At 60.3% G+C, this 13,292-nt stretch carries 13 protein-coding genes; 3 read left to right on the forward strand and 10 right to left on the reverse strand.

Translation table 11 applies throughout. The features are described 5' to 3' along the window. The first annotated feature begins 92 nt into the window (after positions 1-92). The 3 genes from ACNAZS_RS04030 to ACNAZS_RS04040 are packed head-to-tail and all read left to right on the forward strand — an operon-like array spanning position 93 to position 3,563. Positions 93-716: a TRAP transporter small permease subunit gene (locus ACNAZS_RS04030; protein ID WP_415786383.1), complete on the forward strand. Its 624-nt coding sequence runs from the start codon at positions 93-95 to the stop codon at positions 714-716. Continuing rightward, a complete protein-coding gene (locus tag ACNAZS_RS04035) occupies positions 713-2,716 on the forward strand; it encodes a TRAP transporter large permease (RefSeq protein WP_415786385.1) in 2,004 nt (667 codons plus the stop codon). The genes ACNAZS_RS04030 and ACNAZS_RS04035 overlap by 4 nt, the downstream gene beginning before the upstream one ends. A gap of 31 nt (positions 2,717-2,747) precedes the next feature. Next, complete coding sequence (locus tag ACNAZS_RS04040; protein WP_415786387.1) at positions 2,748-3,563, forward strand: enoyl-CoA hydratase/isomerase family protein; 816 nt, start codon at positions 2,748-2,750, stop codon at positions 3,561-3,563. A gap of 490 nt (positions 3,564-4,053) precedes the next feature. On the opposite strand, the gene ACNAZS_RS04045 is transcribed toward ACNAZS_RS04040, so the two are convergent. The 10 genes from ACNAZS_RS04045 to ACNAZS_RS04090 all read right to left on the reverse strand — a co-directional run bounded on the left by ACNAZS_RS04045 (position 4,054) and on the right by ACNAZS_RS04090 (position 13,132). Further along, entirely contained in the window at positions 4,054-5,034 is a 981-nt protein-coding gene (locus ACNAZS_RS04045) for an LD-carboxypeptidase (RefSeq protein WP_415786389.1), read from the reverse strand. Continuing rightward, the gene (gene tadA / locus ACNAZS_RS04050; RefSeq protein ID WP_415787065.1) at positions 5,031-5,510 is read right to left on the reverse strand and encodes a tRNA adenosine(34) deaminase TadA; all 480 of its coding nucleotides are present in this window, start codon (positions 5,508-5,510) and stop codon (positions 5,031-5,033) included. The genes ACNAZS_RS04045 and tadA overlap by 4 nt, the downstream gene beginning before the upstream one ends. A 4-nt stretch (positions 5,511-5,514) precedes the next feature. After that, the gene (locus tag ACNAZS_RS04055) at positions 5,515-6,363 is read right to left on the reverse strand and encodes an HAD family hydrolase (RefSeq protein ID WP_415786391.1); all 849 of its coding nucleotides are present in this window, start codon (positions 6,361-6,363) and stop codon (positions 5,515-5,517) included. Positions 6,364-6,420: 57 nt separating this feature from the next. Next, the gene (locus ACNAZS_RS04060) at positions 6,421-6,990 is read right to left on the reverse strand and encodes a hypothetical protein (protein ID WP_415786393.1); all 570 of its coding nucleotides are present in this window, start codon (positions 6,988-6,990) and stop codon (positions 6,421-6,423) included. A gap of 159 nt (positions 6,991-7,149) precedes the next feature. Further along, entirely contained in the window at positions 7,150-7,497 is a 348-nt protein-coding gene (gene mnhG, locus ACNAZS_RS04065; protein WP_415786395.1) for a monovalent cation/H(+) antiporter subunit G, read from the reverse strand. After that, on the reverse strand, positions 7,494-7,775 hold the full coding sequence (locus ACNAZS_RS04070; RefSeq protein WP_415786397.1) for a K+/H+ antiporter subunit F: 282 nt from the start codon (positions 7,773-7,775) through the stop codon (positions 7,494-7,496). Before ACNAZS_RS04070 ends, mnhG begins: the two co-directional genes overlap by 4 nt. Next, entirely contained in the window at positions 7,772-8,248 is a 477-nt protein-coding gene (locus ACNAZS_RS04075) for a Na+/H+ antiporter subunit E (protein ID WP_415786399.1), read from the reverse strand. The genes ACNAZS_RS04070 and ACNAZS_RS04075 overlap by 4 nt, the downstream gene beginning before the upstream one ends. Further along, positions 8,248-9,873 (reverse strand): monovalent cation/H+ antiporter subunit D, encoded by a 1,626-nt coding sequence (locus tag ACNAZS_RS04080; RefSeq protein WP_415786400.1) that lies wholly within the window; start codon positions 9,871-9,873, stop codon positions 8,248-8,250. The genes ACNAZS_RS04075 and ACNAZS_RS04080 overlap by 1 nt, the downstream gene beginning before the upstream one ends. After that, entirely contained in the window at positions 9,870-10,214 is a 345-nt protein-coding gene (locus ACNAZS_RS04085; protein WP_415786402.1) for a Na+/H+ antiporter subunit C, read from the reverse strand. The genes ACNAZS_RS04080 and ACNAZS_RS04085 overlap by 4 nt, the downstream gene beginning before the upstream one ends. After that, positions 10,205-13,132 carry a monovalent cation/H+ antiporter subunit A gene (locus tag ACNAZS_RS04090; RefSeq protein ID WP_415786404.1) on the reverse strand — a complete coding sequence of 976 codons (2,928 nt, stop codon included), beginning with the start codon at positions 13,130-13,132 and terminating at the stop codon, positions 10,205-10,207. The genes ACNAZS_RS04085 and ACNAZS_RS04090 overlap by 10 nt, the downstream gene beginning before the upstream one ends. Positions 13,133-13,292: the final 160 nt, after the last annotated feature.

The raw sequence follows: 13,292 nt of genomic DNA on the forward strand, positions 1-13,292 counted from the left end.
CCCGCCTGGCGCGCCGGACCGATCGTTCGGCNCNCCAGGCGGGTGCGCATTTGTGCGCCCTGCTCTGCACTCTGTAATCTGGATCTCGCCCAATGCTCAAGTTGATACGCATGGTGGATCGGCTGTCTACTTTTGTAGGACAGACCTTTGCCTGGTTGATCGTCGTTCTGACAATCCATATCTGCTGGGAAGTCGCCAATCGATACATATTCAATACCCCCAGCGCGTGGGCCTTTGATTTGCAGCTGATGTATTACGGCGTGCTGTTCATGATGGCAGGCGCGTACACCCTAGCGAAAAGCGGCCATGTCCGGGGAGACATTCTGTATGGCTTTTTGCCGCCCCGCGTACAGGCCGGGCTGGACATTGTTTTGTATATCATTTTCTTCGTCCCGGGCGTCGTCGCGCTCGTGTGGGCCGGCTGGTATTACGCCGGCGAATCCATCGCCATTCGAGAACACTCTTCGCTGATGGCTGACGGTCCACCCATCTATCCCTTCAAAGCCTTTATCCCCATCGCCGGCGCCTTCTTGCTATTGCAAGGACTAGCGGAGATCGCGCGCTGCGCCCTCTGTCTGCGCGACGGCGTCTGGCCCGCCCGCGAGGAAGACGTGGAAGAAGTTGACGTCGACAAGCTCAAGGAAATGGTGCACGTCAAAGACGAAGACATCGCCCAGCTCGACCGCTACGTCATCGACGAGGAGAAGGCCAAGTGAAAATCAATAAAGCACTCTGGTTCGGCCTGACGTGCATCGCCATCGTGGTGGCGATGATAGGCTTTCTGACCCCTTGGCACGACATCACCACGGGTCACCTGGGACTTCTGATGCTGGCGCTGATCGTCGTCGCCATCATGCTGGGCTTTCCCACCGCCTTTACGCTGATGGGCATGGGCGTGCTGTTCACGTTTCTCGCCTACTACCTGCAAAACGCCGACCCGCAACAATCCATACGTCAAACGCTGGACCTGATGGTGCAGCGTACCTACGCCACCATGACCAACGATGCGCTGATCTCTGTGCCGTTGTTCGTGTTCATGGGCTACTTGGTCGAACGTGCCAACCTCATCGAAAAACTGTTTCGCTCCATGCACCTGGCCCTGGCCAGACTACCGGGAGCCTTAGCGGTGGCCACGCTAGCCACTTGCGCGATTTTCGCCACCGCCACCGGGATCGTGGGCGCTGTCGTCACTCTGATGGGTTTGCTCGCCATGCCCGCCATGCTCAAGGCAGGCTATAGCGTGCGCCTGACCGCGGGCTCCATCACGGCGGGCGGCTGCCTGGGCATCCTGCTGCCCCCCTCGGTCATGCTGATTGTGTACGGCGCCACCACCGGCGTATCCGTCGTGCAGCTCTATGCCGGGGCATTCTTTCCGGGCTTGATGCTGGCCGGATTGTATGTGCTGTATGTCATGCTCGTAGCGAAACTGAGCCCCAGCTCCGCCCCACCCCTCACCGCCGCAGAACGTGAAATTCCGCTGCCCGCCGAGGCCGACGCCCTCAAACGCCAAGGCTATACGAACGCCGTCAACGGCCTGCTGAGCGGTCTGTTTAAAGGCCGTCGCAACAGTGGCGTGTCGTTGCGGTTCTTGTCACGCAACATGATGCTGGCGTTAACACCATTGATCGCCTTTTTAGTCATCACGGGCTCGGCGTACTACCTCGTGACAGATCCACCTGACGTCTATGAGATCCCCGCAGAATTACGGCTGGGTGGCGGCGGCGGTGGTGACTACGGTGGACTGGCGGAGCCGCCGATGGATGGCGGACTCGCAGAGCCCCCCATGGAGGGAGGCCTCGCCGAACCGCCCATGGATGGCGGCCTGTCCGAGCCGCCTGGTGCCGGTGGGCTGGCCGAACCGCCCGGCGCCGAGAGCGCGGCTTCGTCCGCGATGGGCAAGGCCGAAAGGGGCGCCGCAGCCAGCACCGCCCCGGCAGCACAGGACGAGGGCCCCGCACGCGAACCCGCGCCCAACGGCTACTGGATATTCTTTGGCATCTGCCTCGCCATTCTGCTGATCTTTTACGCGCTGCTCACCTGGGCCAGGCTAGAGGTCTTCAAAATGCTGATGGGATCGTTCTTTCCCCTCGCCATCATGATCGCCGCTGTGCTGGGCTCCATCACCTTTGGGCTGGCCACGCCCAGCGAGGCCGCCGCCATGGGCGCCATGGGCGGCGCGCTCTTGGCCCTGCTGTACCGGCGGTTGAACATGCCGGTGCTCAAGGAGTCTGTCTTTCTCACGGCCAAAACCAGCGCAATGGTCTGCTGGTTATTCGTCGGGTCCTCGATCTTCTCGGCGGCGTTCGCGCTGCTGGGCGGCCAACGTATCATCGAAGAGTGGGTGATATCGCTCGGACTCACTCCCATTCAGTTCCTGTTGCTCGCACAGGCCATCATCTTCCTGCTGGGGTGGCCGCTTGAATGGACCGAAATCATCGTCATTTTCATGCCGATCTTCGTGCCTTTGCTGATCACCTTCGACGTCGACCCGCTGTTCTTTGGCCTGCTCGTCGCCCTGAACCTGCAAACCGCGTTCCTGTCTCCCCCCGTAGCTATGTCTGCGTTCTATCTCAAAGGCATCGCGCCACCCCATGTCACACTGAATCAGATTTTCATGGGCATGATGCCTTTCATGGGGATCCAGATCATCGCGATCTTCCTGCTCTATATGTTCCCGGGCATCGGCCTCTGGCTGCCGACTGTGCTCTATCGCTAACCCCAAAACCGGCCTTTGAAGGAAGCTGTACATGCTGCAAACCCTGGAAGTCGCCTACGGCCCCCAAACGGCCGTCGTCTGGCTCGCCCGACCCGACGTACGCAACGCCCTCGACGCTCGTCTCATCGGCGAGCTCACGGAAACCTTTAATACTCTGGCGGAGGACGACAATATCCGCGCCATCGTCCTCGCCGGCCGCGGCAAGGTCTTTTGCGCCGGCGCCGACCTCAATGCCATGCGTCAAAGCGCGCAGGCCAGCGAGGCGGACAATCGCGCAGACGCCCTCACCCTCGCCACCCTGCTCCACACCATCTATACCTGCCCCAAGCCGACTATCGCCCGCCTGCACGGCGCTTGCATGGCCGGCGGCCTGGGCCTGGCCACGGCTTGCGACATCGCGGTTGCCAGCCGCGAAACTCGCTTTGCCCTCACAGAAACCCGCCTGGGTCTCATCCCGTCCATGATCTCGCCGTACGTCCTGCGCGCCCTCGGCCCCCGCGCCGCCAGCCGCTGGTTTCTCACGGCCGAAACCTTCGATGCCGCCGAAGCCTGGCGCATCGGCCTGGTTCACGAACTTTGCGAACCTGAAGACCTGGATCCGCAGATCAATGCGATGTTAGGCAGCCTTATGCAAGCCTCGCCGAACGCATTAAGGGAATCCAAGCGCCTGATACACGACATCCCGCAACATCCCATCGACAGCGCCGTCCTGGAAGACACCGCCACCCGCCTGGCCAAGCTTCGGGCTACGCCGGAGGCCCAAGAAGGTATCGCAGCGTTTCTCGAAAAGCGTAGGCCGTCCTGGATTCCGGAGCAAGATACGGACGGTGGGAACGAAGCAGAGTGAGGGTGCGTTGGCGTAGGTTGATGCCAACGCTGGCATTCTCTGATGTGTGGGAGGCCGGGGCCGAGTGGCCACGCTGGCCAGTTTGAGGTTCGGGCAGTCCCGCGCAGCGGGACCTCGGCCCGTGCTTATGGGCCGAGCCGAGCCGATCTGGCCAGCGTGGCCACTCGGCCCCGGCCTCCCACACATCAGAGAATGCTGTAACCCACGTTGTTGTCATGCCATGGATGCTCTAACCCAGCTTGCAATGTTTATGCGGAGTGATGTCGTGGGTGCTTCGGGTAGATTAACAGGTGGGCAATAAACGTCGTGGCGATCTACTTGTATGTTCCAGGATATGACTGGCGTCTAGCGCTCTTGAGCGGCATATCATTGCCGACTAAGAGTACGGCCAAGCGAACTGACATAAGCGTAGGCCAGCCCACATTGCAGTCCGTGCCGCGCGCGGGGGTCGGACGTGTCAAAAACCAGACCTACATCAGCAAATCGTCCTTCAATGCGAATGCTCATCGATAACAAGATGCGCCATCCCCGCCTCGGTAGCAATCCCCACTTTCTGCCCGATCGGCAGCGTCGCCTTGCTACGGATATGCCCATAAGGCAACCCCGTAATGACTGGCACTTTCACCACGCTACGCAGCCACTTGACCACCGCCGGCATATCGTATCCCGCGTCGTGCTGCGCCAATCGGTACTCCGTAAAATAGCCAAAGACAATTGCCTTTTGACGCTGTAGCACACCCGCCTGCAACAACTGCGCCAACATCCGCTCGACCCGAAAAGGATGCTCTGCCACATCCTCGATGAACAAAATCCCGCCACGCACCTTGGGCATATATGGCGTCCCCATCAACGACATCATCGTCGCCAGATTGCCGCCCCATAACACCCCGCGTGCATCCACCCGGTCCGCATCCCGAGTCTCGAAACTCAGGATTTCCAGTTCCCCGCGCATCAACTCGCCGAACAACGCTGCCGTCAGATCATCGACCGTCTTGCCGCCAAAATCTGCCACTGCCGTCGCGCCCGTATAACTCACTGCGCCCGTCTGCGCTAACAGCGCCAAATTAAACGCCGTGAAATCACTCAGCCCCACAAAACGCTTGCCGCTATCGGCCATCGCACGCCAATCAATCTGCGGCAACAAACGGCTCAAACCATAACCGCCACGCGTCGCCATCACGATGGGATGCTTTTGCGCAATCGCGCGGTTCAGCCCGGCCAGGCGCTGCTTTTCCGTGCCCGCAAAACGCTGATGCACCGCCAATGCCGCGCGATCCACCGCCGTTTTAAAACCCTCTTGCGTCAAACGCTCCTGCGCCAACGCCACCGTCTGCGGATCACGAACCGCAGACGACGGCGATATCAAATAAATCCCGCTGGACGCCTTGGCCTGATGCGCGTGATCATGACCGCAGTCGTCGACGCAGACATGGCCTGCGTGGCCATGCGCGGGATGTTCAGTAATACTCATGTAGATTCCTTTGAGCGGCGTTCGCGAAAAAACCGACGCAGCATATCGCCGCAGGGTTGCGCCAATACGCCGCCAGTAATAGTCGTGTGATGATTCAATCGTTCTACGGCGCCGACATCCAGCACACTGCCGCAGGCCCCCGTTTTGGGATCCGATGCGCCATACACCACCCGGTCCAGTCGCGCATGCAACATCGCACCGATGCACATCACACAAGGCTCCAGGGTCACGTAAAGGCTTAAGCCGGGTAAGCGGTAATTATCCAGATGCTGTGCGGCCGCGCGTAGCGCCACGACCTCGGCGTGCGCCGTGGGATCACTATCCGTAATAGTACGGTTGTACCCCGCCCCCAAGACCTGCCCCTGCGCATCGACGACGACCGCGCCCACCGGAACCTCGCCTATGCGCCACGCGGCCTCGGCTTGCTGCATGGCGAGGGACATAAAATTTTCATCATCCGGCAACGTCGCCGTCACGCTATCAACCACGATATACCCGTGACTTCAGCGCAATGCGGCCGGCCAGACTGGTCACCGCCTCTTCGAGCCATTGATAAAGCTCGGCGTCTTCGCCATAGCGCGCCTGGTTCAGATTCGACACGCGCCCTTCCTCGATAAAACCCCAGGCCCGGCTACGCTTGTCGCGATGCTTCGGATCCCACACGCCGAACGCAAAACCGCCAGCGCTGCGAATCAACGAAAAACACGGAATATCGGTATATCCATCACCGACAAATACCATCTGATCAAACGGCACGCGCAGGCGGTCTTCGGGAACCTTGCGGTTCACCTCGAACGGCTTATTGCGAAACTCTCGCCCGATAATTCCCTTCTGGATATGGAACAAATAGCGGGTCTTGTCGGTAAAACTCACCAGACGGCGTGGGAACACAATGCCCCCGTCGGGACCGTACACAAATTCGGACGCCCAGATCTCGGTGAACTCGTGGGCGATCGGTGTCGAACGCACCACATCGCCTATCCCGCTCGAGATCAAATAAAATTCAAGCTGCACCTGTGGGTGTTCGGCCCGCACCGCGCTGCGCAAGCGCTGAAATAACGTCGGCACGCCATCGTGCAGAGGCAGCCTGGCCCCCCATTCTTGCAAACCCTGCTGCGTGATCAGGCCATGTTCGCCACTGCGAGACAGCGCAATCATCTCGTGCAAATAGGCCGGCACCGGGTCCCAATCCTGATCGCTCAGCAACGGGCCGACCTTGTCCTTCCAGAATGCAGCCGTATCCACCCCCAGGCTATCGAGAAAGCCAGACGTGCTGTCGGGAGCCAGCGTATCGTCGAAATCGAATATCAGGGCTATAACGTCAGACATGGGAGCGGCAAAAAATCGGTGATAGGCTGCATTTTGCCTGATCCCGACCCTGCCGTCTTACTGCACGGGCAACGGCGTAGCCGGTGCGGCGGGCGCGCCCGGAGTCGCAGGCATACTTGGTGTGGTGCCCGGTACCGTTCCCGGGGCCGGGCTCGGCGCGCTAGTACCCGGAACCGTCGCGCCCTGAGTGCCTGTGGCAGGCATCGTGCCAGAGGGCTGCGGGGGTACCTGAATCACCGTTTCGCGCAATATCCCACCGCTTTCTACGCTTCCCTTCACGCTAGAGGGCGACGACATCTGCTGCAGGCAAGTCTGACGCTGCGACGCAGGGAGTTTGTTGCAGCGATCCGTCGCATTGCTGCTGTAATTAGCCGATTGCCCGTTATCCAGTCGCTTGCGATTGGCCTCGTCACGCGCCGCGCCCGCCTCTTGCAAGCAAACCGCCTTGCTCTGATGTGTCTGGCCCGTGTTGCAGCGCTGTACGTCCAACTCGTACTGCGACTGAATCGAACTGGATGCCGAGGTATTGGCCGCCTGCGCGACGGACATCCCCGCCAACCCGCCTAGCGCCCCGGCTACCGCAAACACCAGCGTGCAGGTCCGATTGTGTATATGTCGTAGGTTCATTTTTCGCTCCTTCAACAATGTCGTATGCGTGATAAGCATACAAGCCAGTTGTTACGGTACGACAAAGCGGCAAGCCTGAGGGCGTACAGATGTTACAAATACGTCGGCCCGTAAACGGCTCCGGGGTTCCGTAGCGCCCTGATACGATTCGCGCCCGAGTTATTCGCGTCCCTTGTTATTAGGGGTGAACTCGCCCCGCTCGCGCTGACCGCGGTATGCCGAGGCGCGCATCAGCAACATGGCCGTCACCGGCGAAGTGATCAGCAGCAACAGCGTAATCAGAATCTCGTGGATGACAAAACGCTCCTCTATCGACGAGAACACCAGAATAGACGCCAGCAATACACAACCCGCCCCCATGGTATTACCCATGGTCGGCGCATGAATACGCGACACAAAATTTTTGAATCGCAACAAACCTACTGAACCAATCAGCGCAATGATTCCCCCGGCGATCAGCAAAATACTAGCGGGGATACCCGCCCACAACGGAATATCGGTGTTCATGGTTCGATCACCTCGCCGCGCAACAGGAACTTGGCCATTGCGGTCGATCCGACAAAGCCAAACAGCGCGATCAGCAATGCCACGTCAAAGTACACCGAAGTCCCTGACCGGATGCCAAATGCCAACATGGCCAACATGCCGTTAATGTAAAACGCATCCAGCCCCAGGATACGATCCTGGGCGGTCGGGCCCCGCACCAGTCGTACCGTCGCGCAAGCCATTCCCAGTACAAAACACAGCAGCGCAAATGATGCGGCCCAAAATAGCATGACGTTCATTCGAAAACCTCCATCAAGGTGCGCTCGTAGCGGTGCTTGACCAACTTGACCCAGGCGTCTTCGTTCTCGAGATCCAGCACATGCAAGGTCAATATGTCGTGAGACACGTCGACCCACACGGTACCGGGTGTATAGGTCAAGATGCAACCCAACAGCGCACGGCCATGCGGATCCTGCAAATCCAGCGAAATATGGACGTGACCCGGGGTGTAGGCACGGCGATACTCGAGAATCAACTTTCCCACGGCGATGTTCGAACGCACGATGTCGAGTATTACCCGGCCCGCCAGCCCCACCAGCAACCACAGCTTGTGAGGCCGGCTGCGCAGCGGTCGCAAGCGGGTCGATGCCACGCCGAGCCATATCGCTAATGCAGCGCCCAACGCGATCTGACCCGCAGAGAACGACTCGTTCAACAACAGCCACAGGATAAGTAGCACCAGGGGCAGCAAAATTTTGTAAAAGCGCCGCATCAGTGCCCCCCTATCGCCCGGGTCGGGCTCGCCGACAACACAGCGTCAATGTACAGAGAGGGGTCATCCAGCGACCGTGCGGCCGCGTCCAGATACGCCGACACGGGCCCTGCCCCCGCGGCCAGCGCGACACACAGCAGAAGCAAGATGCTGACCGGCCCCGCCTCAAGGACACGCAGGCGCGGCGTGGTGCGCTCATCGTTACCCCAGAAAATACGCATGCCGGCACGCCCGAAAGCAATAATACCGGCCAATCCCGCGACCAACACCCCCGCCACCAGAATCCACGCATCGGCGGGCTGCATTGAGGCATTCGCCTCGGCCACGGCGGCCGATAACAGCGAGAACTTTGCCACGAAACCGGACAAGGGAGGCAAGCCGGTCACCAGCAGTGCACACGAGACAAAAGCCAGGCCCAGGAAGGCCATCGCCGCGGGAATCGCGACCCCGACCACGTCATCGGACCGATTGGGCGATTCAGGATCATCCAGGTCGAACAAGTCGAGCGTCACCGCCAGGACATTGGCCCCGAAGGTCTGGGTACGCTCCACCAACTCGACCAGCATGAAAAACGCACCCGTGGTCAACACCGAACTCACCAGATAAAACAGCGCGGGCCCGGTCAAGCGAACGCCCGGCATACCTAGCGCGGTGAGCAGCGTGCCTGCGGAAACAATCACGCAGTAGCTGACGAGCTGATCCAGTTGCTGCGTCGCCAGCAACCCGATGGCGCCAAAGATCAATGTCGCCATCCCGATCACGAACATCCATTCCAGGCTGAAAGCCGCAGGCGCACCGGTTGGCAGCAACAGCGACCCAATGCGCAGCAAGGCATAGATGCCCACCTTGGTCATGATGGAAAAAATAGCGGCCACCGGCGCGCTGGCAGAGCTATAGCCTCGCACCAACCAGAAATTCATCGGCCATGCGCCGGCCTTGACCAAAAAAGCGACACCCAGCACCGCCGCGCCAATCTCGAACAGCAAGCGATCGGTGCCGCCCAGCGTCCCTGCACGCACTGCCAGATCGGCGAGGTTCAGCGTGCCCGTCACGCCGTAGATCAGCGCGATACTGATCAGCAACAGAAACGATGCCACCAGGTTGACCGCGATGTATTGCAGGCCGGCACTGACGCGAGCGACGCCCGAACCATGCAAAATCAGACCATACGAAGCGGCCAGCAGGATCTCGAAGAAGACAAACAGGTTAAACAGGTCGCCCGTCAGAAAGGCGCCATTGAGCCCCATCAGCAGGAACTGGAACAACGAATGAAAATGCACGCCTAACCGATCCCAGCGCGCCAACGAATAAAACAGCGAGGCCACGCCCAGCACAGCGGTCAACGTCAACATGACTGCCGAGAGCCGGTCGACCGCCAGCACAATGCCAAATGGCGCCGCCCAATCGCCCAACAAATAAACGCCCACGCCCTTGGGCCAGATGTCTCCCGCGCCAGCGGCCAGCGCGAGCAAGGTGATGGCGGCAGCCAATTGAGCCAGCGCCGCCAACACAGAGATGCTCGCCCGCAAAATTCGGTGCTTGTCCGCCAGCAGCAACATCGCCGCGCCCGCGATCAGCGGGACGACGATGGGATAGACAGGTGCGTGTTGCAACCAATTGATCAAGATTCCGACTCCCTGCCATCAACGTGGTCGGTGCCAGTCAACCCGCGAGAAGCCAGCAATACGACAAGAAACAAGGCGGTGGTCGCAAAGCCAATCACGATAGCCGTCAACACCAATGCCTGGGGGATGGGATCAGCCAGCGCGGCCGGGTCGGCCACCCCGCTTGTGGCGACAACCGGCGGACGCCCCACCGTCAGGCGACCCATTCCGAAAATGAACAAATTGACGGCGTACGACATCAGGGTCAGGCCCATGATGACCTGGAAGGTGCGTGGTCTCAGGATCAACCACACCCCCGACGCGGCGAGTACGCCAATCGCGATGGCGAGTATCAGTTCCATTGGGCAGGACTCCCGGATTCTGCGGCGGTAGCTTCGGCCGCGGCCGACGCCTCGGCGGCGGCTTTACGTTGCGCACGCAAGGATTGGTGAGCCAGAGCGACCAGTATCAGCACGGCGCCGCCCACGACCAGCATGTAAACACCAATATCAAAGAACAGCACGCTGGAAAGGTGGATATGCCCAATGATAGGGATGGAAATATCTGCTGCCAGGGCCGACAAAAGTGGCTTGGAGGCAAACCAGGCCGCGATCGCCGTTCCCCCCGCGCACAAAAGTCCGAGTCCGATCCAGTGTTGCGGATTCAGGCGACTGCGCGATTCCACCCAGTACACCCCGCCCACCATGTATTGCAGGATCACGGCAGTCGCCATGACCAGCCCGCCGACGAAACCGCCGCCGGGCGCGTTGTGGCCGCGCAGCAGCAAGTACACCGACACCATGGCGGCGATGGGCAACAGCAGGCGTACCAATACGGCGGGCAGCGCCATGGCATTGTCGGGCAGCAGAGCCTTGGTATCGGGCGATACCGTCGGGATACCCTGGTCGCGCTGCTGGCGAGGCAGATCAATGCTCTCGGCCGGTGGCCGGAAACGCCGCAACAGGGCATAGACTGTCAACGCCACGATACCGACGACCGTGATTTCGCCAAAGGTATCAAAGCCACGGAAATCGACCAGAATCACGTTGACGACGTTGGTGCCTCCACCTTCGGGCAGCGCGTTCTCGACAAAATAAGAGGAGATGGTCTGACCCTGCGGACGTGTCAGGACGACGTAGACCAACGCCGCGAGCGAGGTGCCGGTCACTGCGGCAATCACCAGATCTCGCACCCGGCGTGCCCGTGCGCGGAAGTGATTATCAACGCCACCCTCGATACGACGCGGCAACCACCGCAGGCCGAGCAACAGCAATACGACGGTCACGACCTCGACCGCCAATTGGGTCAGGGCCAGGTCAGGCGCCGAGAACCAGACGAACGTCACGCAGGTGACCAGCCCGGCGCCACCGGCCAGGATCAATGCGGCCAAGCGGTGATATTTGGCTTGATAGGCGGCGCACACCGCACAGATCGCCCCAACCGTCCACAACACGGCAAAAGCGGGATCCAGCGGCGTTGTAGCGGAGGTAATTCCGTCCCACTCTCCTTGGCGCAATGCCAGCCAGGCCACGAACAAGGCCCCCAGCACCATCAACAGCATTTGGACTTGCATACGCGTGGAGGAAATGCGCATCAGCACCCAGTTGGCCGCCACGCTGGAATAATCGAACAGAAACTCGAACGAACGCCGCCCGTCGAACCGATAAATGAACGGGACGCGACCGGGATGGGCGCGCTGTCGGGCCCGCAAAGCCAGATACAGCAAGATGCCGCTGATCATGGCCACAAAGCTCATCACCAACGGCAGATTCACCCCATGCCAGACGGACAGGCTGTACTCCGGCATGGCTTGACTACCCAGGATGCTTTGCGCCGCACTATGCAAAAAAGGTCCAAGCGTCACGCCGGGGATGATTCCCACGACCAAACAGGTCAACACCAGCAACCCGCTGGGCACCAGCATCCAGCGGGGCGGCTCATGCGGCGCGCGCGGCAAGTCTTTGGCTGGTGGGCCGAAGAACACCTGCAAAATGAATCGCAGCGAATACGTCACACTGAACGCACTGGCGATCACCGCAAGAGTCGGCAGACCATGCTGCACAATGGGGTCGCCGCTGACAAAGGTCGTCTCGGCGAAGAACATTTCCTTGGAAATAAAGCCGTTGAGCAACGGCACCCCCGCCATGGCGGCGGCCGCGACCACTGCCAGGGTCGCTGTGATCGGCATGGCGTGTCGCAACCCACTCAGTCGTCCCAAATCGCGCGTACCTGTTTCGTGATCGACGATACCCGCCGCCATAAATAGCGAGGCCTTGAAGGTGGCATGGTTGACCATATGGAAAATCGCCGCCACCAGCCCCAGCGAGCTGTTCATTCCCAACAGCAGCGTGATCAGCCCCAGGTGACTGATCGTGGAATAGGCCAGCACGCCCTTCATGTCTTGCTGAAAAATGGCGGCGTAGGCCCCCAGGAACAACGAGCACAGTCCTGCTCCGCCGATGATCCAGAACCACTCATCGGTACCGGACAACACCGGCCAAAAACGGGCCAGCAGGAACACGCCCATCTTGACCATCGTGGCCGAGTGCAAATAGGCCGACACCGGCGTGGGCGCCGCCATGGCGTTGGGCAACCAGAACTGAAACGGAAACTGCGCGCTCTTGGTCAATGCGCCCAGGGCCACCAGGATCAAGACGGCGGGATACCAGGGATCGGCGCGAACGAGGTCCCCCGAGGCCAGGACCTGATCAAGGTCGTAGCTGCCGACGATGTCGCCCAGAATCAACACCCCCGCCAGAAGACACAATCCCCCTGCGCCCGTCACCGTCAAAGCCATCCGTGCGCCGCGGCGGGCGTCTTGCCGGTGATGCCAATAGGCAATCAGCATGAACGAGGCCAGGCTGGTCATTTCCCAAAATAGGACTAATTGAATCAGATTACCTGACAGCACCACGCCCAGCATGGCGGCCATGAATGCCTGGAAAAACGAGAAAAATCTCGGTACCGGGTCCTCCGGCGACATGTAATACCGCGCGTACAACACGATCAGGGCGCCCATGCCCGATACGATCAAGGCGAATAGCCAGGCAAAGCCATCCATCCGCAACGTGAACTGCAAGCCCAATGCCGGCGCCCACGCGAGGTCCGTACGAACGATGCCACCGTCAGCAACCTGCGGGTACAGACTGGCCACCAGCAGAAAACTGGTCAATGCGGTCAAGCCGGCCAGCCAGGCCTCGGCGTTGCGGGCGTTGGATGGCAACAGCGCGGCGCACAGGCTGCCGACAAACGGCAGAGCGAGGATGAGAATCAGCAACATGGTATTCCGGGAGGACCGGCAGCGTGAGTCTGGGGCATGAGCCACACCTGATGCCGGGATGGAGTTACATGAAAGCCAAGCCAAGCCCATCGGACCCCGCGAGCCGCAAACACGGCAACGGCGTATCTGTAAACGTCGGCCAAACTCTCACCCCGAAAAA

This window comes from Bordetella tumulicola, assembly GCF_965138755.1.
Lineage (GTDB): Bacteria > Pseudomonadota > Gammaproteobacteria > Burkholderiales > Burkholderiaceae_B > Bordetella_A > Bordetella_A tumulicola.

Bases quoted from the DNA above. Each gene is read 5' to 3' on its own strand.
- ACNAZS_RS04030 (WP_415786383.1), top strand. From the start codon at position 93: ATGCTCAAGTTGATACGCATGGTGGATCGGCTGTCTACTTTTGTAGGA.
- ACNAZS_RS04040 (WP_415786387.1), top strand. From the start codon at position 2,748: ATGCTGCAAACCCTGGAAGTCGCCTACGGCCCCCAAACGGCCGTCGTC.
- ACNAZS_RS04045 (WP_415786389.1), bottom strand. From the start codon at position 5,034: ATGAGTATTACTGAACATCCCGCGCATGGCCACGCAGGCCATGTCTGC.
- ACNAZS_RS04055 (WP_415786391.1), bottom strand. From the start codon at position 6,363: ATGTCTGACGTTATAGCCCTGATATTCGATTTCGACGATACGCTGGCT.
- ACNAZS_RS04060 (WP_415786393.1), bottom strand. From the start codon at position 6,990: ATGAACCTACGACATATACACAATCGGACCTGCACGCTGGTGTTTGCG.
- mnhG (WP_415786395.1), bottom strand. From the start codon at position 7,497: ATGAACACCGATATTCCGTTGTGGGCGGGTATCCCCGCTAGTATTTTG.
- ACNAZS_RS04070 (WP_415786397.1), bottom strand. From the start codon at position 7,775: ATGAACGTCATGCTATTTTGGGCCGCATCATTTGCGCTGCTGTGTTTT.
- ACNAZS_RS04075 (WP_415786399.1), bottom strand. From the start codon at position 8,248: ATGCGGCGCTTTTACAAAATTTTGCTGCCCCTGGTGCTACTTATCCTG.
- ACNAZS_RS04085 (WP_415786402.1), bottom strand. From the start codon at position 10,214: ATGGAACTGATACTCGCCATCGCGATTGGCGTACTCGCCGCGTCGGGG.
- ACNAZS_RS04090 (WP_415786404.1), bottom strand. From the start codon at position 13,132: ATGTTGCTGATTCTCATCCTCGCTCTGCCGTTTGTCGGCAGCCTGTGC.